The following is a 21141-nucleotide window of genomic DNA, read 5'->3' on the forward strand; positions in this document are numbered from 1 at the left end:
GGGTCAAAGAAAATAGATTTCCTAAACCTATAAAACTTAGTCCTAGAATTACATTATTTTGAGTTTGATATATATTTAACACAATAATCTATCATTGGAGTTAGTTTTTTAATTCTTTCTTGAACATCATTTTTATATTTTTTGAAAAATTCAATCTTATTCTCATTAGATAACTCAACTAAAGTAGGATTATCTAAACTTTTATTGATTTGATTCGAAACTCTTTTAAACTCTTTGACAAAACCTTTTACATTAATATTTAATTCTTCGCAAAATTCTACAAAATCATAAGTACCAAGTTCATCATAATTAAATGCTTCATTAATTCCCATTGCAAAATCAGTTTCATATTTATTATCATATACTGTAATATTTATAATATCATAAAAAGGAGTTAATATCATACTGTTTTTTTCAATCAAAAATGATAAATTCTTTCCATGTGCATCACTATTACCTAAGCACAAATTGACACATATCCAAGTAATTAAATTTTTCTTTGCAAGAATAGGTGAATCACAATTACCAACAAGTGAAAATATCTTTTTAAAAGATGCACCTTCTCTGTAATCTTTCATATCCCCTGAACCAAAAGCTCTTTCATATTTATGGGATACTGACAAATCTAAAGCTTGGCAGGCATCAATAATATGTTTTCTTTTAATAGTTGAATTATCAATTAGTTTTCTATCAAATCTTTTAATTAAAAGTACTTCTTGGTCTTCAATTTTAATTAATTTAGTATTTGTAACTAATAATCCTGCTTCTGAAGCTAACTTTAAAGACAAAAATTCATTAAAAACAATATTATCAGTATCTTTTTCAAATTTTAATATATGAGTAGAAGCAAGTTCACCTTCCCCGAATCCAAACTTACTATCTATAATAGTAATTGGCAACTTATCTTGGACACCAGCTACACTAAGTCTCGCTTTACCATCCCAAACTTCAATAGGTATACTCTTTCTGTTCCTTATTCTCTCCGCTAATTCAGATTCAGGAATTTCCCTAAAACTTGTTTCTAGAACAATATCTTTTAAACTAAAAGTTAATGCACCCGTTGTTTCTTTTCCAATAATTTGAATTAAGCCAAATATATTATTTTTAGAAATATGATGAAAATTAGTTAGAATTTCTCGACCTTGACCTTCTGGCAATAAGTTTTCAACAAAATTTCTTATAGTTTTTGATGATATTTTTACTTCAAATTTCATACATGGTGATAATTCAAAACCATTTTCTTTCCAATAATCAGTATATTCAAAACTAAATTCTTCTTTATTTGCATCAAACTTTAAGAATGCAACTTTTTTCTTATCACAAAATAATATTAATGTATTCATTTTTTATTCCAGTATTACTTTTAAACCAAACATCTTAGCAACGTGAATTGCAGTTGATAGCCTCACCCCTTCAAAACCTTTTTCTAGACGAATAAGCGTTCTCATATTTATATTACAAAGTTCTGATGCTTCTGCTAAAGTTAACCCCTCTTTTGTTCTTCTAAATTTTAAATGCTTTCCAAAATCTTTTACCTCTAGAATTACATTTGTGTTAGGTTCGATAGAGACTTTTACATTTTTTGCCATAATATCTCCTGATTAAGTTTTTATAAGTGTATCTAAGTACATTTTATTCTATTTAATCTTAAAAAAAACTTTATAATTGTTGTTTTGTGCATTTTATATTCTTAAATCTTAAAAATTACTTTATAATTGTTGTTTTGTATAGTTTATAATTCTTAATCTTTGACACTCCTGTAAAAAATACATTTATACAATCTTCAAAAATTATGATTTTAAAGAAATAACAAAAAAGCGAAATCTTAATCCATCTATTTTTTATAAGATTTTAAATTTCAATAAAATAACTCACATTTCGACCTTTTGTTCCTAAAGTTTGTTTAATACAGCCTTTTTTAATTAAATCTTTAATATCACGAGATGCAGTTGCAGATGTAGTTTTTGCGATTGCTTCATATTTTCTTTTATTTAAGCCACCTTCAAAGTTTTCTGCACCTTTATCTAATATTTTATTTAGTACCTTGATTTGTCTGGCATTTAAATCAGTATCTCTGTGCTTATCCCAAAAATTTGTTTTATCTATAATATGTAGTAAACTTTTTTTAGCATCACACAAAGACTCATATAATGCTTCCAAAAACCAAATTATCCATAAAGTAATATCTAATCCCTTATTATCTTTTATATAATACCCTGTTGTTAAATCCAATGTTTTATAATACTCTTTTCTATGATTAAATATTGTTGTAGAAATAGAATAAAGTTTTGAAAACTCTGATTGTTCAATTTTAGATAAAACTAAGTCTGTTATGGCTCTTGCAATTCTTCCATTACCATCATCCATAGGATGAATAATTAAAAACCATAAGTGTGCAATAGCTGCTTTGATTAATGAAGTTTTTTCAGAATTAAACCACTCTAGATATTGACTAATTTCTTTATCTAATTGTTCTCTTGGTGGTGCTATATAATGAGTTTGCTCTTGTCCTATAGCTCCTGAAACTACTTTCATCTCATCTATATCCCTAAATTTTGCCACATTTATTTTATTAATACCACTGTAGCCTGTAGGAAAAATAGAATTGTGCCATCCAAATATTTTTTCTAATTCAAGGGATTGATTATAATTTGTATTTGCATCAATTAAGATTTCAACTATACCATCAGTATAAATATCACTTTTATATGTTTCTAAATTTTCTATACCAAGCTTACGACCAATAGATGCTCTTACACTATCTCTTTTTAATTTTTCACCCTCTATTGCAGAAGTATTTATTACTTCATTTGATAAGGCTTCAAATTGTCGTTCTTTTAAGTTTTCATTATTAAGTAAACTTGTAAAAGCAATAAGTTCACCTTGTTTTGCTGATACCTTTTCAATAATTGGCAATAGCTTCTTTTCATCATATATAAAGTTTGGATAATTATCTTTTTGCCAAATCCATCTTTTCATGTTTTACCCTGATACAATTAATTTTCATAATCATATCATAAATGATACGATTAATTCAACTTATTCATATCAAATATAAGATTTCAGTGAAAAAAATCAAAATCAATCCCTTGATGTTTTATTTTTACCTTCATGTTTTGACACATACATTAGTTTATCAACTCTTTCATAAATTGAAATTTGAGTATCTTCTTCTTTTACTTCTGTTATACCAATACTTATTGTAATTTTCTTATTTTCAATTATATTCAAAGTAGTAACCTTTTCTCTAACTTTTTCTATAACATTAAAGCCTTCATCAATCGAAGTTTTTGGTAAAATGATGATAAATTCTTCACCACCAATTCTAAATATTAAATCAGTTTTTCTAATAGTTTGTTTTACCTCTTTTGTTATCTCAATTAAAACTTTATCACCAATATCATGACCATAACTATCATTGATATTTTTAAAATCATCAATATCATACATGGCTATACAAAATTTACTTTTATATCGTTTATATAAATCAAATTTTTCTTCAATCCTTTCATTAAATGCTTTTCTGTTATAAATATTTGTCAATTCATCTCTATAGGCTTGTTCTTTTAGTTTTTCATGTATCATATGAAGTTCAGTGATATCTCTACTTATTTCTAAAACACCCTCTTTTTTTCCTTTTTTATATTTAAAAGGCATTTTTTTAGTTTGAAAATATTTTTTTTCATTTCCTACAAATACCCATTCATGATTGATAATTATTTTATTTCTAGTAAGTACTTTTACATCGTTATAATAAAATGTATCAGCAAACTCTTTTTTAAAAAGTTCAAAGTCACTTTTCCCTATTATTTCCGATTCTTTTTTTAAACGAAACTTTTCAAAACTCCTATTACATCCCAAATATCTAAGTTTATTATCCTTATAAGATATCAAATCATCTGTAGAATTTATAACTGTGTGCAATAATTCTTTTAATTGTCTACTTTTACTATAAAAATAGATAATTACAATAAAAAAAACTATTAAAGCAACTAAAGAGATGACTATCATCTTTTGTTCATTATCAGATATTTCTACACTCATAGTTTTATGAGGATTTTCATCATAAATAAAATCATCCATATTTATATCATTTTTAACCAAACCAAAAAGTTTAAATACATTGACAATATTTTTTAATTTTTCTTTATCTAAATGTCCAATCTCTTCTCCATTGATTTGTGCCAATTTTTCTAAAATTTCCCCTTCTTTAATAAGATAAATATATGATTTATTTTGTATATTATATTTTTTGTATATTATCTCTGCAGTTTCAGCTTTATTTTCAAAAGCATATTTCCAGCCTTTTATGCTTGCCTCATAAAAATCTTTTGTAAGTTTAGGATTATTTTTTATAAATTTTGATGATGTAAAAAGAATATCACTATAAAAATCAAATCCATAATCTTTTGGATGAAAAATTTTATATTTGATATCTTTATCTTTTAATATAATTGGTTCATTTGACATATATGATGCCATAGCATCAGTATTTCCATTAATTAAATCGTTGATATTAAAAGAGTGTTTTTGTAAAATAAAATCACTTTTACCCAATCCATTTGCACTTAACATCGCTAAAAGAGAAGCAGAAAAAGCTGCATCAGGTGTAATCATAATTTTTTTATTTTTTAAATCTTTTACATTTCTGATATTTGATGATTTTTTTACCAATAGCATCAAAGGAGATTTTTGAAAAATAGCTCCTAATGCAATAATATCTTCACCATTTATTTTTTCAATTAATAAAGAAGACCTACCAATAGCAAAATCAGCCTTTTGTGTTTTGATTTCATCGATTAAATCAATATTTGGTTTAAACTCTTTTATATCTACGTCTAAACCTACTTCTTTGTAGAAGCCTTTTTCTTTAGCAATATAATATCCAGCAAATTGAAATTGATTTAGCCAGTTAAGTTGAAGAGTTACTTTTTTTTCATTATCTGCAAAAAGTAAAACTGAAAGAAAGAGTAAAAATAAAAGCATCTTTTTCATAATTAGCCCTTTATAATTACCTCATCATATCAATTTTTTAATTATTTTTCAAGCTTTAAACTATTTAATCTTTATACACGCCAATTTTTTCTCTTTTATTTACTCTAGTATTTTCCCTATTTGCTCCCACTTTTGATGGAGCAAATTTTGAATTATCTTTTGTTCTTCTATCATTATTATTTTTTTTAGATTCATTATCTTTTCTAAAAGTTTTTTTTTCTTTATTTCTATTTCCTTTTGAAGATTTAGAATTATTTTTGTTATCTGCTTTGATTCTTGGATCAACTTCAAAACCTTCTATTACAACTTTTTTTATAGATGTTTTAATTAGCCTTTCGATACCTTTTAAATAATCATGTTCATCAATACATACTAAAGATACAGCTTCACCTTCATTTCCAGCTCTTCCCGTTCTTCCTATTCTATGGACATAATCCTCAGGAACATTTGGTAATTCAAAATTAACCACATGTGGCAATTGGTTTATATCGATTCCCCTTGCTGCAATATCTGTTGCTACTAATACTCTAACTGCTCCAGCTTTAAAATCAGCCAATGCTTTTGTTCTAGCACCTTGTGATTTATTTCCATGTATAGCAGTTGCACTTATTCCATCGAGTTCTAATTGTTGACTTAATTTGTTTGCCCCGTGTTTAGTTCTTGTAAATACAAGTATTTGTTTCCAATTACCCTCTTTTATAAGTTTTGATAAAAGTGCTTTTTTTCTGTCTTTATCTACTAAATGCACAACTTGTGAAACCATTTCAGATGAAGTATTTCTTCTAGCTACTTCTATTAGCTTTGGTTTATTTAGTATCCCATCGGAGAGTTTTTTAATCTCATCAGAAAATGTTGCAGAAAATAAAAGATTTTGTCTGTGAGCTGGTAAAAGTGCAATTACTTTTCTAATATCTCTTATAAAACCCATATCAAGCATTCTATCTGCTTCATCAAGTATAAAGCACTCAACATGAGATATATCTATTGTATTTTGTTCTATATGGTCTAATAATCTTCCAGGAGTTGCAATTACTATATCAACACCTTTTCTTAAAAGTGCTTTTTGTGGGTTTATTCCAACTCCACCAAAAATAACCGCTGTCTTTAAAGAAAGATATTTTCCATAGTCATCAACACTTTGTGCAACTTGAGCTGCAAGTTCCCTAGTGGGTGTCAAAATCAATGCTCTAATTGTTGGTTTTGTAGTTTTTATTTCTTTTTTACTTAATAATTGTAATAAAGGAAGTGTAAATCCTGCAGTTTTACCAGTACCTGTTTGAGCACCTGCTAAAACATCGTATTTTTTCAAAATAACAGGAATAGCCTGTTCTTGAATAGGACTTGGTTTTGAATAACCTTTATCCTTAATTGCTTTTAATAATGGTTCACTTAAACCAAGTTCTTTAAATGTCATAAATGCCTTTTATAAATATATGTTGTTTTGTTGGTTGGTTTTTCGTAAGAGTTACTAGAAACTGTGTCAATCTGTGAGTAATATATTTTTTATTTTCGATATTATATCATATAAATCAAACTTTAACTATTTTCTCTTCTATCTTTATTTGGAAGTGTGATTTTAAAGTTAATACCATCATTATAATTTTTAACACTTATTTTACCATTTAGTTTATCTACTATAAGTTTTGTTGCATACATTCCTACGCCAGTGCCTTCGCCTATTGGTTTAGTTGTAAAATTTAAATCAAAAATCTTATGAATAATATTCTCTTTTATTCCACCTGCATTGTCATAATAATTGATTTCAATATAATCACCTTTTTGAAAAAACATAATCAAAATTTTTCTTGTCTTAATATTGTTTTCTACAAAAGCATCCCTTGAATTACTTATAAAATTAAGAAAAATATGCTGAAATTCATTTGAAATACCAAAAATCTTAATACCTTCATCACCTTCTATTTCCACATCAATTTGATTACTTTTTAATTCATCCTCAACAATTAATAAAACATTTTCTATATTTTCAAAAAGGGTAAACTTATCATATGAATCACATGGATTAAAAAATGTTCTAAATCCATTTAAAGTGGAAGCTAAATGTATAATTTGACGTTTAAATTTTTCTGACAATTCATCAGCATATGCTTGATTCATCTCCCCATGCCTTACACTCTCGCTTATATCAATCGCATATAAGGACATTACAGCTAGAGGCTGTTTCCATTGATGTGCAATAATATCAACTAAATTCCCAACCAATGCTTTTTTTGATTGTTGAATTATATTTGAATCCAAAATCTCCATCTCAGTAATTTTTTCTTCAATTTGTTTTTTAAGATTTTTATTTATCTCATCTAATCTTTTTTTATCAGTTATATCTTTTCTAAATGAAATATAACCTATGATATTTCTATTTTTATCAAACTTTGGAACAATAGTACCATCAATCCAATATATATTTCCATACTTATCTATATTTTTAAGTTCACCCTTCCAAATTTTTCCAGAATTTAACTCTTCCCACATCTTTTTAAAAACTTCTTTTGGAATATCAGGATGTCTTATCAAATTATGAGGACGCCCTATTAACTCTGATTTTCCATACCCTGTTACTTCACTAAATGCAGTTGAGACACTTGTTATTATTCCATCCTTATCTGTTTCTGTCATCAAAACATATTTATCAACAGCCTTTAACAAATCTTTATACTCTTCATTTTTTATTGCTAATTTAGTTTTTATATTATCTACATAATGTCCATGAATTAATAAAAGTAAAATTAAAACAGAAAAAACTAGAAATAAAATCTTTGTTCTATACTTCATATCATTGATTCCTGTTTCAGTATTAAACTTTATAAAGTAATTCAAGTTTTTAGAGGAATCATAATATGGAATCAAGGATATAGAAAAGGTATGTTTATTTATTTCAAATAAAAGAATATTTTTTTCTGCATTTTTAATTGTTTTAAAAACTTCTGTTTCTTTTAAATATGTTAATTGTTTTTCATCAATAAATATTTTTGAAAGCTTATTTAATTTTACTTGAAGCTCATCCTCTGTAACTATACCTTGAACAGATTTTAAAATAATTATATTTTTAAATTTGTTATAAATCTTTTCATCAATCTCTTCATAAAAGAAGTTTTTAATTATTTTAAACTCTTTGTCATCATTATTTAAAATATTTTCTAAAACCTTTTCAAAATGCAAATTTTGATTATAAATTAAACTTGCATAAACAATTAATTCTAAAAAAAGAAAAATAACAATTGTAAAAATATTTTTACTCACTAGATACCTAATACTAATTCAAGCTTCTTTTCAATATTTTGCATAGAATCAAATGGTTTCATAATATAATGTGTCGCTCCGTATTTATGTGCTTTTAAAACTCTATCTAAAGTAGAACTTGCAGTCATCATAATAACTTTTATTTCCGGATTCTTATTAATAATTTTTTCTAATGCTTCAAGCCCATCAAGTTGAGGCATAACAATATCCAAAAATACGACATCTATTTTTGAGTCAATGTTATCTATTGCAGTAAGAGGATTTGTATAAGTAGAGATATTATATTTTTTATTTCTTGATAATGTTTTTGATAGCATTTCAATTATCTCACTAGCATCATCAACAATAGCTAAATTATAAGTTCTATCGCTCATTTTTTACCCCTTTTTTTTCTCAAATAATTTATCTGCAGCATCATGCATTAAATAATTATTTTTTTCTTCTAAAATTTTATCTAAATACTCAAATACACCTTCACTTGCTTCTTCGATTTTTTGAACTCTTTTTTCAATAACTTCTGTAGTACAAATCTCATCTTTACTTGAACACTCATCTGCAAGAGCATTTGCATTATCATGTACTGCTTTATGATATGGTTCAAGTTGTTTATATGATTTTACGAAACTAAACTCTGTTTTTCCAAGTCCACTTTCATACCACTTACCAAGTCTACAATTATGATGGTCAACTCCATTAAATCCATTTGGTTCACCAAATAAAAGTTTATATAAATTGTTTTTATAAATAATATGGTCAAGTTTAGCAAGATTTATAAAGATTTTATTACTTATACTTTCTACTTCAAAAACTGTTCTACTAGAGTTCTTTTCAAATCCATTCATAAGTTTTATTAACTCATCAACTCTTACTTTAGTCTCATCAACTGCTTTTGCAATTTGATCTGAACTATTTTTAATATTTAAAGTTTCATTTTGTATTAAATCAACTACACTTTTTATCTCTTTTGCAGCTTCTGCACTTCTTGTAGCAAGATTTCTTACCTCTTGCGCAACTACTGCAAATCCTTTTCCAGCTTCACCTGCAGTTGCTGCTTCAACGGCTGCATTTAGTGATAAAATATTTGTTTGAAAAGCAATAGCTTCTATCATATTTATAACTGCTGTAATATTTTTACTATTTTCTACAAGGTTATGTACCATAGAATTTTCTGATTGAATATGAGATTGAATATCACTTGTATCTTTAACAATATTTTTAGTTAATTGTAAACCTTTTGCGGAACCTTCAGCTGTTTCTTTTGATTCAGTCATCATAGAATTTAAATCATCTAATAAACCAACATATGCACTTTGTGTTGAAGTTAAAGCATTAGCAATATTTTCACTGTTGTATTTTGTTATTGAACTATTTTCTGCATCTTTAATTGATACTTTTGTAAGAATAGCAATATTAACATTATCAAAACTTTGATAAGTAATTTTTGCTTCACAATCACCTAAAACAACTGTAGAATGATTTTCTTTAAGTGCATTTAAAATAAGTGAACTATCTTTTAAATGCGAAGCTGCTCTATCATTTTTAAATATTTCATTCATGTTTTTATCAAATGCTACTAAACCTTCTTCATAAGAAAATTTAGAAATATTTTTATAGATTTCTAACTCTTTTGTTAATTTAACAATCTCTTTTTTTGACTCTTCTTCTTTTTTGTTTTTAAACTCTTCAAATTCCAATTTTTGTGAATTTAAACTTTCGTGTAAGTCATTAATCTCTTTTTTTAGATTAACTATTTCAATATCTTTTCCCCTACAATTACCAAAAAACATATTAACTCCTATATTAAGAAAAATAATATCAAAAATTAACTTAGTTTAAATAATAATAAAATTTTTTATTTAAACATATATAGTTATTTTACTATCATATACAGTTATTTTAGTCTAAACAAAAAAATTTTGGTTATAATCAAATAATTATAAATAAATTAGGATTTTTGATGTTTAATATTTTAATTTCTGATGATAATGAAGCAAATATTTATGTGCTTGAAATGCTTATTGAAGAGTGGTTTGAAGAAAATAACATAACTAAATATAAAATTGACACAGCTTTAAATGGAAAAGAAGCTATCGATAAAGTAGAAAATTGTATATATGATATAATTTTTTTAGATATTATGATGCCTGTTATGGATGGCTTTGAAGCATTAGAATTTATACGAAATAAACAATTAGCATTGCAGCCTAAAATAGTTGTGGCATCTGCAATTATAAATGATAATGAAAATAAAAATAAAGCAAAAGAACTAAAAGCAAACGCTTTTATCGTAAAACCTTTATCTCAAGAAACTATAAACATCATGCTTAATAGATATATTAAAAATATTATTAATCCAAAACAAACTGATGGAATAAAAACAAATACAGAATATATCTATTTTGATAAGGAAGAACAAATAGATGACCATATGCTAAGTGCAAAAAAACTATTAGCTGAATACCCTGAAAATATATTTGATAAAGATGATATTAAAGAATTAATCGAAAAAATAAATGAACTAGAACAAGAGATTAAATTTTCAGCAAAACTTGAAGATACAATAAGAAACTTTTCTAATATAATTGAAAAATCTAGAATCTTACTTCTTAGTTTTTCAGAGTTTACAGAAATAAGTAACTTATTAAATGAAATTAAAAATTATATGAATAAAATAGACATTTATCTATTAGAAAATGAAAGTAAAATCTCATTTCAAATATTAGAGTTAGCAGAGATTCTATCTGATTGGCTTGAGAGTCTATTTATAGAAGAAAGTTTAGATGATATTTTCGTCATAAATTATTCTATGAAAAATAGTTTCAATACTCTAAAAAACTTATAATAAAAGGAAAAATTAATTAATGAAAAATAGTGAACAAATTATTATACTTATCATAACAATTGTGTCTGCAGGATTGACTTGGAAAATAGTTTTTGATTTTTACAAAACAAAAATTCATAAAGTATTTTCTCACCTAATTGCTGTTATTACCGCTTCTTTTATGCTTTTATCAGTCACATTTTTATTTATGAATAAAGAGTACCAAAGGGGAAGTGGTGAACCAGAAATGGTATTAAGCCTGTCATCTTTAGGAATTTTATTTGTTATGTTATTTGTTTTGTATATCTTTTTTAGATATATTCCTTCAAAAAAATAGATGTATTTTTTAATCCCAGAAGATAAAAGAGTTCTAATATTTTATATATTAGTTATTATTACTGGCATATTTTTAGACTACTTAAATATAATTGCAACTGAAAAATTTATAGGTATAATTTTTCTTGTAGCTATACTATTTTTTGTAATAAGAACTCTTTTATTTGGTTATTGTACAAAAGATTGTGATGAAAAATAACCAAACTTATTGATAATAAATATCAATATAATTTAAGTTTAAGTTTACTTTCAATATCATTTTAATAATTATTATCAATATAGATGATAAACTTTTATTAAAGGATATGTCATGAGTGTTTTAGTTATTGGTGGAGATAAGATATCAACTATTATATCAACATTACAAGAGCTAGGAGCAAGTTCTGTAAAACATTGGGACGCTAGAAAAAAATCTTCTGCACCTAAGAAAAAAATTCCACAAGATACTGATTGTATCATTATGTTAACTTCATTTTTAAATCACAATGTAATGCACAAATACAAAAATATTGCAAAAAAACAAAACATACCTTATATTTGTACAAAGCACTCTTCAACATGCGTTTATGATGAATATAAAAAAATGATTGATTCTAATTACTGCGAAAATTGTGACAGAATTTGTGGGGCTAGAAAATGAAAATTTTTAAAAAAATTGAGAAATTAAAAAAGAGTATAAAACATAATTTATATTTACAATCTATAGAATAATATTTAAGGGAAATCCTTAAATATTATTGGCAATCTTTACAATTACCAAGTAATTGCATTACATGACTTGTAACTTTAAAGCCATTGTCTTTTGCTATTTTATCTTGTCTTTTTTCTATCTCTTCATCTATAAATTCAACTATTTTACCACATGATATACATATTAAGTGGTCATGATGTTTTTTTGTATTTGATTCATACTTTTTGCCATCTGTACCAAAAGTAATAGAAGTGATAAGATGAACTTCTTCAAGAAATGATAAAGATCTATATACTGTTGCTATTCCAATATTTGAATCAGGATTTGCAAGTTTTACTTCATTGTAAATCTCTTCAGCTGTTAAGTGTTCAGTTGCATTTAATAAAACTTCTAAAACAATTTCTCTTTGTTCTGTATATTTTAAGCCCTTTTGCTTAACAATTTTTTTTAATTCTTCTTTAATATCTTCAAATTCTTCGTTATTACTCATGATAAATGTCCTTTTTATTTAAACATAAGAGTATAACAAATAAAATTTAAAAAATCAAACTGATAATTACTATCATTTAAGTACTTATTTAATTACTCTGGAATACAATATGCACTTAAGTAAGTTAAAGAGGACATATGGATTTAAGTGAATTACAAAAAGGTGAATGTGGAATCATCACAAAAGTAACTGCAGAACAAGTTTTAAAATATAGGCTAAACTCTTTTGGAATAACAAAAGGTGCTAGAATTTATGTTATTGAACAAACAATTTCAAAAAATACAATCGAAATAAGACTTCATAGTACAAAAATTGCATTAAGAATTAATGAAGCAAAAACAATAGAAGTAGAAAGAACTGAATGCGAAATTTAAATGAAAAAAAATTGATAAAAATTGCTCTAGTTGGGCAGCCAAATGTTGGTAAATCGATGCTTATTAATTCAATTTCAAACTCTAAATTAAAAGTTGGAAATTTCTCAGGGGTTACAGTTGAAAAAAAACAAATAGAATTCCAATACAATGATTATCTTTTTCAAATCACAGACTTACCAGGTTCATATTCCCTAAACGAATATACAATTGAAGAAAAAGTTACAAAAAATTATCTTGAAAAAGGTGATTATGACATTATCTTAAATGTACTTGATTCTACAAATCTAGAAAGAAACTTATACCTTACAACTGAACTATTAGCCTTAGATAAAAAAATGATTATTGCTTTAAATATGAGTGATGAAGCAGACAATGAGGGATTAATAATAGATGAAAACCAATTAAGTAAAATAATTGGTAAACCTTGTGTTAAAACATCTGCTAAAAATAGAACAGGTATAGATACTTTAATAAAAACTTTAATTGAAAAATACAACTCTCCTAAATTTGAATCAAAACTAATTTTTTCAAATGTAATTGAAGAAGAAATATCTAATATTAAAACCCTTTTAATAGAAAAAAAATATGAAAGTGATGTTCACTATAGAGAAGTAGCTATTAAACTTTTACAAGAAGATAAAAAAACTTTTTTAAAGTTCCATGATGAACCTATCTGGATAGAACTTCAACCTTTACTAAATGAAGCCTTTGAACATATTTATTTACACTACAATACAAAAGATTTAGATGAAATCTTTGCAGATGAAAAAAATGCCTTTGCAAGAGGTGCAACACAAGAGGTTATTACATCAAAAAAAGAGTATGAAAAAGATTTAAGCTCAAAGATTGATTCAGTATTAATAAATAAGATTTTAGGAATCCCAATATTTCTATTTTTTATGTGGGGACTTTTCCAACTTACCTTTGAACTTGGTAGTATTCCTATGGATATAATAGACTCATTTTTTGCTTCATTAGTAGATGGTACAAAAAATATACTTGGAGAGAATGAAATTTCATCTCTTGTTGGTGATGGTATTATAGCTGGAGTTGGTGCAGTAATTTTATTTTTGCCAAACATTGTAATACTATTTTTTGGAATTGCATTACTTGAAACTACTGGATATATGAGTAGAGTTGCTTTTTTACTTGATGGCTTTTTCCATAAATTTGGATTACACGGAAAATCATTTATTCCTTTAGTTACAGGCTTTGGGTGTTCAGTTCCAGCTTATATGGCTGCAAGAACACTTAAAAACGATAGGGATAGATTATTAACACTATTTATTATCGGATTTATGTCTTGTGGGGCAAGACTACCTATATATGTTTTATTTACTGGTGCTTTTTTTGCTGGAGAAAATGCAGGTAATATCCTATTTTTAATATATATTACAGGTGCCCTACTTGGATTGATTGCAGCTAAACTTTTAAAAATAACTGTTTTTAAAAGTGAAGATGAACCTTTTGTAATGGAAATGCCAAAATATAGATTGCCAACTTTTAAATTAGTTTGGCATACTGTTTCAAATCAAGCATTAATGTATTTAAGAAAAGCTGGTACATATATTCTTGCAGCATCAATATTAATTTGGTTTGCATCAAATTACCCAAAAGATATAGAATTTGAAACAAAAATAAATATGCAAATAGAACAAACAACAAGTGAAGAAAAAAAACAAGAGTTACAAAATACTCTAATACAATATAATCTTGAAAACTCATATCTAGGAATTATAGGAAAATTTTCTCAACCATTTTTTGAACCATTAGGTTTTGATTGGAGAATGACAGTTGCCTTAGAAACTGGACTTGCAGCAAAAGAGATTGTTGTTTCTACATTAGGTATTTTATATGGTTTAGGTGATGAATTAAATGAACAAAGTGAGACTTTACTTAATAAAATAAAAAATAACATCCCAATAACTTCAGCACTCTCATTTATAATGTTTGTAATGATTTATATACCTTGTTTAGCAGCATCAATGGTATTTACAAGGGAAGCAGGAGGATGGAAATACTTAGTTTATCTATTTGTTTTTACAACATCAACAGCATGGGTTTTATCTTTTATAACTTACAATATAGCAAAAGTAGTTACATAATTTTTATGTGATTACTCTTCTGCTTTTATCTCAAAAGTTGTATTATAAACTTGTTCTTTATCTGTTACTCTAAAAGTCCAAACTCCAAGTTCTCTACCACTTAAATATCTAAAATCGTACACTGAACCATGCCCTGATGGAAAAAGAACTTTTCTAGTTCTTGATATCTCCCCTTCTGGATTTATCCACTCCATTGTAACGAATTTATCTTCGATTGAACGTTCTGTCATATATTTACAAATTATTGAATTCTCTTCTTTTATAACTAAACAATCAACTTCACTACCAATATAATCACTTGCAACACAAGATGAGATTATTAGAAATGCAGTTAATAATAATTTTTTCATATCTATCCTTAAAATAGTTGTGCAATAAGGTTTATTATACCTTATATTTGTTCCAAATAGTATCTTCTTCCAAAGAAGCTCGGTTTTCAAGGACTTCAAAAGGAGTATAAGCCTCTTTATAACCCATAGAAAAATGATCTTTTATCCAATATCCTAAATAAATATAAGGTATTTTAAGTTGTTTAGCAATTTTTATTTGTGCTAAAATTGAAAATTTTCCAATTGAAAATTTTTCATAATTATGATCATAAAAACAATAAATTGAAGAGATAGATTTATCTAAAATGTCAGTCAAAGCAACACCGATTAACTTATCATCTCTCATATATAAAAACTCTTTTGTGTATGAAGTTTTACCTTCTACATATGACCTATTATACTCCATAGGCTCTATTGGAGAATAAGGCCAACCTTTTTTTTCATTCATAAAGCTATGGTATTTATCATATAAATTTAAATGATCGATTGAAATTGAAGGGGGTTGAATATAAACCTTTGTATTTTTATTTTTAGCTAATACTCTTTTTTCTGATTTAGAGAATTTATAATTTTCAACATCTATTCTAATACTTATACATTTTGTACAATTATTACACTCTGGAACAAAGTGCATTCTTCCAAATCTTCTCCAACCATGCTCAAGCATATTTTGATAATCATCAGGAGTACAATTTCTTAAGTATCTGTATCTTATATCAGATATTTCATTGTCAAAATAAGAACAATCTTTATTATTCTCAACAAACTCTACTTCATCATTTATTAACTGCATCTTTACTCGTTTATTTTTTCTTTTATCTCTTTAGCTATTGCTGAAATTCTTTTAATTTTTTCATTATTATTTAAACTATCATCAATTATATGTTTTACAAATGCAGAACCAACTATTACTCCATCTACACCTTTAGCTTTCTCTTTTGCAGTTTTTTCATCTACTCCAAAACCAATATAAAGTGGTGTTTGAGTATATTTTTTAACATTTTCTATTATAGATGTCAAGTCTTCGCTTTGACCACTACCTGTTATTCCTGCATATGCAACCAAATAGACAAATTCACTTGAATTTTCCACAACCCTTTTTATTCTCTCTTCACTATGTGTTGGAGCAACAAAAGAGATTATTGATTGGTTATATTCTTTTGCTAAATCTTGATATTTAAGAGCTTCTTCATATGGTAAGTCAGGGATAATAGCACCTTTTATACCACACTCTTTTGCTTTAGAAAAAAACTTTTCAACGCCCATATGATAAAATGGATTTGCATAACCCATCCATAAAGTTCTAAGTTCAGGTGCAATTTTTGCAGATACTTCAAATAAATCTTTTAATTTAAAACCATTTTCCAAAGCAATTAAATTTGCTTTTTCAATAACTGGACCATCAGCAACGGGGTCAGAAAATGGAATTCCTAATTCTAAAATATCAACACCTGCATCTCTCATTGATAATGCCAAATCTAAAGTAAAATTGTTTTCAGGTAGTGATGAAGTAATATATCCAACAAGTTTTTTCAAAATATAATCCTAATAAAATATTAATTTTTAATTATTCTATCTAATTTTATCTTGAAGAGATATGAGAATAAACATCAGAATAAATATTAAAATATTTATCAAAGAGCTATATATTTCGATTTTTCAAAAAAAAGGATATTTTAGATACAATTATTACTTATAAATTTCAAGGATTATTCAGTGAGTATTATTAAAAATGATTTTCAAGGAAACTTACCATCTAGTAATGGTACCGCATCTGCTAGTTTTGAAAAAATGAGTATTAGCAAAATAAAAAAAGCAAAAAATAATAAAAAATTGACAATGATAACAGCCTATGATGCACTATTTGCAAAACTTTTTGAAGAGATTGCAGATATTATTTTAGTAGGGGATAGTTTAAATATGAGTTTTGCTGGGAAACCTGATACTTTATCTGCAACACTTGAACAAATGATTTATCATACAAATGCTGTATGTAATGGGGCAAAAGAAGCATTTGTTGTACTAGATATGCCTTTTGGCACATATATTAACAAAGATGAAGCACTAACAAACGCTGTAAAAGTTTATCAAGAAACCAATGCAGCTGCCATTAAAATTGAAGGTGGAGAAGATAGAGCTGAAATTGTTTCACACCTTACAAAAAACTCTATTGCGGTTATGGGACACATTGGGCTTATGCCACAATATGTTAGAAGTGAAGGTGGCTATAAAGTAAGAGGTAAAACAAAAGAGGATATAGAAAAACTAATTCGAGATGCAATTGCTATAGAAAAAGCAGGAGCTTTTGCAATAGTTGTTGAAGGTGTTATGTCAGATGCTGCAAAAAAAATTACCCGAGCAGTTTCTATTCCAACAATTGGAATTGGTGCTGGTAAAGATACTGATGGTCAAGTTTTAGTTTGGTCTGATATGTTAGGCTTTTTTGAAGAATTTAAACCAAAATTTGTAAGACATTATTTAGATGGTGCAAAACTTGTAAAAGATGCTGTTAAACAATATAAATCTGATGTTCAAAATAAAACTTTTCCTAGTAAAGAAGAGGAATATTAAAAGTGGATGATAGACTAGTAAATGTAGAACAAATCTCTTTTGAAGATGAAAATACTGAAGTAAACTTACGACCTTCATCGTGGGATGATTATATAGGTCAAGAGAAAATCAAAAAAAATCTACGTGTTTTTATTGATGCTAGTAAAAAAAGAGGTGAAGCACTGGACCATATCTTATTTTATGGACCTCCAGGATTAGGTAAAACTACATTATCTTATCTTATTTCAAATGAAATGAACTCAAATATTAAAATTACAGCAGGTCCAATGATAGAAAAATCAGGAGATTTAGCTGCAATTTTGACAAATCTTGATGAAGGAGATATACTTTTTATAGATGAAATCCACAGACTAAGTCCAGCAGTTGAAGAGATACTTTATCCTGCCATGGAGGATTATAGACTTGATATTATAATTGGAAGTGGACCAGCAGCACAAACTGTAAAAATTGACCTTCCAAGATTTACTCTAATTGGAGCTACAACTAGAGCTGGAATGTTATCAAATCCACTTAGAGAAAGATTTGGAATGCACTTTAGAATGCAATTTTATTCCCATGATGAATTATCAAAAATTATTCAAAAAGCTGGTTCAAAACTAAATAAAGAGTGTGAAAAAGATGCAAGCTTAGAGATTGCAAGAAGAAGTCGAGGGACACCAAGAATTGCCCTTAGACTTTTAAGACGAGTAAGAGATTTTGCAGAGGTTGAAAATGAACAATCAATTCAATTAAAAAGATGTCAATATGCCTTAGATGAATTAGGTGTAAATGAAACAGGTTTTGACGAGATGGATATAAACTTACTTGAACTTTTAGTATCAAATAGAGGTAAACCTATGGGATTATCAACAATTGCAGCGGCATTGAGTGAAGATGAAGGAACAATTGAAGATGCCATTGAGCCATATTTATTGGCAAATGGATATATAGAACGAACAGCTAGAGGAAGAGTTGCAAGTGTTAAAACATATGAACTATTTAGATTAACAGCACCTATTACAGAAGGTAAACTATTTTGAAACCACAAAATTTTTTAATTATTATAGGAACAATTACCCTATACTTTTTATTTGAACTTTTTAACCCTTACTTAAAATCAATGACCGTTGCCCTTTTATTGGCTGTTGCTACAAACTCTTTGAATCTATACATAACTGCAAAAATACCTAGTAAGTTTTTTTCTTCATTAATTATGACCATAATACTAACTTTAGTATTTTTTATTCCACTAATTTATTGTGTATTCTCTTTTGCAACATTAATTAATAATATAGACCAACAAGCATTGGCAAAAATGCTGACAAAACTTGAATCATGGGTTACCCTTTTACCAAATGACTTTACATTAGTAAAAGAGCAATTAATGGAGGCTATTGATAAAATAAATATTAAAGCGTACATAGAAAATCTTCTATCTTTTGGAGCATATTTAGGTAAAAATTCAGCAAAATTTATACTTGATATGGTAATGATATTAATCTTTTATTTCTTTTTTAACTTTTATTCAATTCCATTATCAAACTATCTTAAAAGCTTACTTCCTTTAAAAAAAGAAGATGCTAGTGCACTATTTTTTGAATCATCAACTGTTATGAGTGTTGTTTTATACTCAATTCTTGCAACAGCAATTTTAGAAGGTTTTTTATTTGGAATATTTATTTCATTTTTTGGATATGATGGAATTTTACTTGGAGTATTATATGGATTTGCTTCATTGATTCCTGTTGTTGGTGGACTTATTATGTGGCTTCCGATGGCATTATATGAAGGTTTTACTGTTTCTTCCACAAATGCAATTATAATTGCAATATATTCAATCGTAATAATTTCAATTATTGCAGATACATTTATAAAACCAGTCATAATTAAATTTATTAATTTAAGAGTAGTAAAAACAAAAGCAAACATCAATGAACTTTTAATCTTTTTCTCTATAATAGCTGGTCTTTCAACATTTGGATTTTGGGGTATGATTATTGGACCTGCAATGGTTACCTTTTTTATATCAATTATTCAACTACTTAAAAAGTTTTCAAATGAATATTCTATAAAAAAAGTAGATGATGAAATTTAGTTGAAATTAATTATATTTTTTTCAATAAATTCATCAAAATCATTTGATAAATAAACGCTCTTATCTACCTCTAGCCAAGTTAAATCTTTAAGATAAGATAACTCATTTGGAAGATGCGTAATATTATTATTTGATAGATTAAACTCTTTTAATTTTGAAAGATTATCTAAGTTATGAGGTAAGTTAATTAAACAATTATTTGATAACCACAACTCTTTTAAATTTGACAATTTTGATACCTCATTTGGAATAGTTTTTAAATTATTACTATAAACCCAAAGATCAGTTAATTCTTGTAAATTTCCTATTGATGAAGGAAGTTTTTCCAACCTATTTTCATATAACCACAATATTCGTAAATTTCGTAGTTCACCGAGACTTTCTGGTAATTCAACAAGATAATTATGATTTACAAGTAATTCAGTAAGATTTTTTAAATTCCCAATATCATTTGGTAAAGATTCTAATTTATTGTTAAAAATACTTAAACTATCAAGATTTTCTAAATTACAAATACTACTTGGCAATATTCTTAACTGATTACCCAACAAATTTAGCTTGACTAAATTTTTAAGTTGTCCAAATTTTGTAGGTAAAGAAGTTAAAGAGTTTTCAAATAATGCTAAAACTTCTAAATTTTTAAGTTCACATATTTCATCTGGCAATCTTGATAAATTATTTTTTGATAAACTTAACTCCACTAAATTTTGTAAATTTTTAATCTCTTTGGGGATAAATCTCAATCTATTTTTATATAAATGTAGCTTTTTTAATTTGGTTAAATTACATATTTCTCTTGGCAAATATGTCAGATTGTATTTAGATAAATTTAACTCTTCCAAATCCAATAAAGCTTGTTTATCCCTTGGTAATCCCCTTGGATACTTACTATTAAAACCTTTATTAATATAATACAAATCATCAATTTTATTTTCATCTGCCCAATCAAAAATTCGTGTAACCCAAGAATCATCCAATAATATATCAATTGGATTTTCTAAAATTTTTTGAGTATATAAAATTAACGTTTTGCTTTTAAAAAGCTCCATATATGGAGTTGTACCTTTTATAATTAACCCTGCTCTACTAGTCATATTTAC

Annotated in this window: 22 protein-coding genes; 9 read left to right on the plus strand and 13 right to left on the minus strand. The window is 26.5% G+C overall.

The annotated features are described in order from the left end of the window. Positions 1-53: 53 nt before the first annotated feature. The 8 genes from ACQY5W_RS06085 to ACQY5W_RS06120 all read right to left on the minus strand — a co-directional run bounded on the left by ACQY5W_RS06085 (position 54) and on the right by ACQY5W_RS06120 (position 10037). Positions 54-1343, minus strand: coding sequence for a HipA domain-containing protein (locus tag ACQY5W_RS06085; protein ID WP_428024063.1), 1290 nt, complete (start codon positions 1341-1343; stop codon positions 54-56). 3 nt (positions 1344-1346) lie between these two features. Then, a complete protein-coding gene (locus tag ACQY5W_RS06090; RefSeq protein ID WP_428024064.1) occupies positions 1347-1589 on the minus strand; it encodes a helix-turn-helix domain-containing protein in 243 nt (80 codons plus the stop codon). A 262-nt stretch (positions 1590-1851) separates the two neighbouring features. Next, the gene (locus ACQY5W_RS06095; protein ID WP_428024065.1) at positions 1852-2979 is read right to left on the minus strand and encodes a Fic family protein; all 1128 of its coding nucleotides are present in this window, start codon (positions 2977-2979) and stop codon (positions 1852-1854) included. Positions 2980-3081: 102 nt separating this feature from the next. Next, entirely contained in the window at positions 3082-4995 is a 1914-nt protein-coding gene (locus tag ACQY5W_RS06100) for an ABC transporter substrate-binding protein (protein ID WP_428024066.1), read from the minus strand. A gap of 64 nt (positions 4996-5059) precedes the next feature. Beyond that, positions 5060-6409, minus strand: a complete 1350-nt coding sequence (locus ACQY5W_RS06105; RefSeq protein WP_428024067.1) for a DEAD/DEAH box helicase — start codon at positions 6407-6409, stop codon at positions 5060-5062. 122 nt (positions 6410-6531) lie between these two features. Then, positions 6532-8250: a PAS domain S-box protein gene (locus ACQY5W_RS06110; RefSeq protein WP_428024068.1), complete on the minus strand. Its 1719-nt coding sequence runs from the start codon at positions 8248-8250 to the stop codon at positions 6532-6534. Further along, positions 8250-8624, minus strand: coding sequence for a response regulator (locus ACQY5W_RS06115; RefSeq protein ID WP_428024069.1), 375 nt, complete (start codon positions 8622-8624; stop codon positions 8250-8252). The genes ACQY5W_RS06110 and ACQY5W_RS06115 overlap by 1 nt, the downstream gene beginning before the upstream one ends. 3 nt (positions 8625-8627) lie before the next feature. Further along, positions 8628-10037: a methyl-accepting chemotaxis protein gene (locus ACQY5W_RS06120; RefSeq protein ID WP_428024070.1), complete on the minus strand. Its 1410-nt coding sequence runs from the start codon at positions 10035-10037 to the stop codon at positions 8628-8630. A gap of 170 nt (positions 10038-10207) precedes the next feature. Here ACQY5W_RS06120 and ACQY5W_RS06125 point away from each other — a divergent pair, with 170 nt between their 5' ends. The 4 genes from ACQY5W_RS06125 to ACQY5W_RS06140 all read left to right on the plus strand — a co-directional run bounded on the left by ACQY5W_RS06125 (position 10208) and on the right by ACQY5W_RS06140 (position 12047). Continuing rightward, on the plus strand, positions 10208-11092 hold the full coding sequence (locus tag ACQY5W_RS06125; protein WP_428024071.1) for a response regulator: 885 nt from the start codon (positions 10208-10210) through the stop codon (positions 11090-11092). 19 nt (positions 11093-11111) lie between these two features. Further along, positions 11112-11408 (plus strand): hypothetical protein, encoded by a 297-nt coding sequence (locus ACQY5W_RS06130; RefSeq protein WP_428024072.1) that lies wholly within the window; start codon positions 11112-11114, stop codon positions 11406-11408. Beyond that, the gene (locus ACQY5W_RS06135) at positions 11409-11606 is read left to right on the plus strand and encodes a hypothetical protein (protein WP_428024073.1); all 198 of its coding nucleotides are present in this window, start codon (positions 11409-11411) and stop codon (positions 11604-11606) included. A gap of 111 nt (positions 11607-11717) precedes the next feature. Then, positions 11718-12047 (plus strand): DUF2325 domain-containing protein, encoded by a 330-nt coding sequence (locus tag ACQY5W_RS06140; protein WP_428024074.1) that lies wholly within the window; start codon positions 11718-11720, stop codon positions 12045-12047. A 94-nt stretch (positions 12048-12141) separates the two neighbouring features. Here the strand turns inward: ACQY5W_RS06140 and ACQY5W_RS06145 are convergent, their stop codons facing one another. Further along, the gene (locus tag ACQY5W_RS06145; RefSeq protein ID WP_428024147.1) at positions 12142-12591 is read right to left on the minus strand and encodes a Fur family transcriptional regulator; all 450 of its coding nucleotides are present in this window, start codon (positions 12589-12591) and stop codon (positions 12142-12144) included. A gap of 134 nt (positions 12592-12725) precedes the next feature. Between ACQY5W_RS06145 and ACQY5W_RS06150 the strand changes: the two genes are divergently transcribed. Further along, a complete protein-coding gene (locus ACQY5W_RS06150) occupies positions 12726-12962 on the plus strand; it encodes a FeoA family protein (protein ID WP_428024075.1) in 237 nt (78 codons plus the stop codon). Continuing rightward, positions 12950-15067, plus strand: coding sequence for a ferrous iron transport protein B (gene feoB, locus ACQY5W_RS06155; RefSeq protein WP_428024076.1), 2118 nt, complete (start codon positions 12950-12952; stop codon positions 15065-15067). The genes ACQY5W_RS06150 and feoB overlap by 13 nt, the downstream gene beginning before the upstream one ends. A gap of 11 nt (positions 15068-15078) precedes the next feature. Here feoB and ACQY5W_RS06160 read toward each other — a convergent pair whose 3' ends face one another. Genes ACQY5W_RS06160 through trpA form a run of 3 tightly spaced genes read right to left on the minus strand, consistent with a single transcriptional unit; the run spans position 15079 to position 16932 of the window. Beyond that, the gene (locus tag ACQY5W_RS06160; RefSeq protein WP_428024077.1) at positions 15079-15417 is read right to left on the minus strand and encodes a hypothetical protein; all 339 of its coding nucleotides are present in this window, start codon (positions 15415-15417) and stop codon (positions 15079-15081) included. A 34-nt stretch (positions 15418-15451) separates the two neighbouring features. Continuing rightward, complete coding sequence (locus ACQY5W_RS06165; protein ID WP_428024078.1) at positions 15452-16189, minus strand: arginyltransferase; 738 nt, start codon at positions 16187-16189, stop codon at positions 15452-15454. Between the two features lie 2 nt (positions 16190-16191). After that, the gene (gene trpA, locus ACQY5W_RS06170; RefSeq protein WP_428024079.1) at positions 16192-16932 is read right to left on the minus strand and encodes a tryptophan synthase subunit alpha; all 741 of its coding nucleotides are present in this window, start codon (positions 16930-16932) and stop codon (positions 16192-16194) included. A 255-nt stretch (positions 16933-17187) separates the two neighbouring features. Between trpA and panB the strand changes: the two genes are divergently transcribed. From panB to ACQY5W_RS06185, 3 genes are read left to right on the plus strand one after another with little or no spacing between them, the layout of a single operon-like run. Then, entirely contained in the window at positions 17188-17967 is a 780-nt protein-coding gene (gene panB / locus ACQY5W_RS06175; protein ID WP_428024148.1) for a 3-methyl-2-oxobutanoate hydroxymethyltransferase, read from the plus strand. Positions 17968-17969: 2 nt separating this feature from the next. Further along, a complete protein-coding gene (ruvB, locus tag ACQY5W_RS06180) occupies positions 17970-18986 on the plus strand; it encodes a Holliday junction branch migration DNA helicase RuvB (RefSeq protein ID WP_428024080.1) in 1017 nt (338 codons plus the stop codon). Beyond that, a complete protein-coding gene (locus ACQY5W_RS06185) occupies positions 18983-20041 on the plus strand; it encodes an AI-2E family transporter (RefSeq protein WP_428024081.1) in 1059 nt (352 codons plus the stop codon). Before ruvB ends, ACQY5W_RS06185 begins: the two co-directional genes overlap by 4 nt. Here ACQY5W_RS06185 and ACQY5W_RS06190 read toward each other — a convergent pair. Next, a complete protein-coding gene (locus ACQY5W_RS06190) occupies positions 20038-21135 on the minus strand; it encodes a leucine-rich repeat domain-containing protein (protein WP_428024082.1) in 1098 nt (365 codons plus the stop codon). The genes ACQY5W_RS06185 and ACQY5W_RS06190 overlap by 4 nt on opposite strands. Positions 21136-21141: the final 6 nt, after the last annotated feature.

This window comes from Arcobacter sp., assembly GCF_050300555.1.
GTDB lineage: Bacteria > Campylobacterota > Campylobacteria > Campylobacterales > Arcobacteraceae > Arcobacter.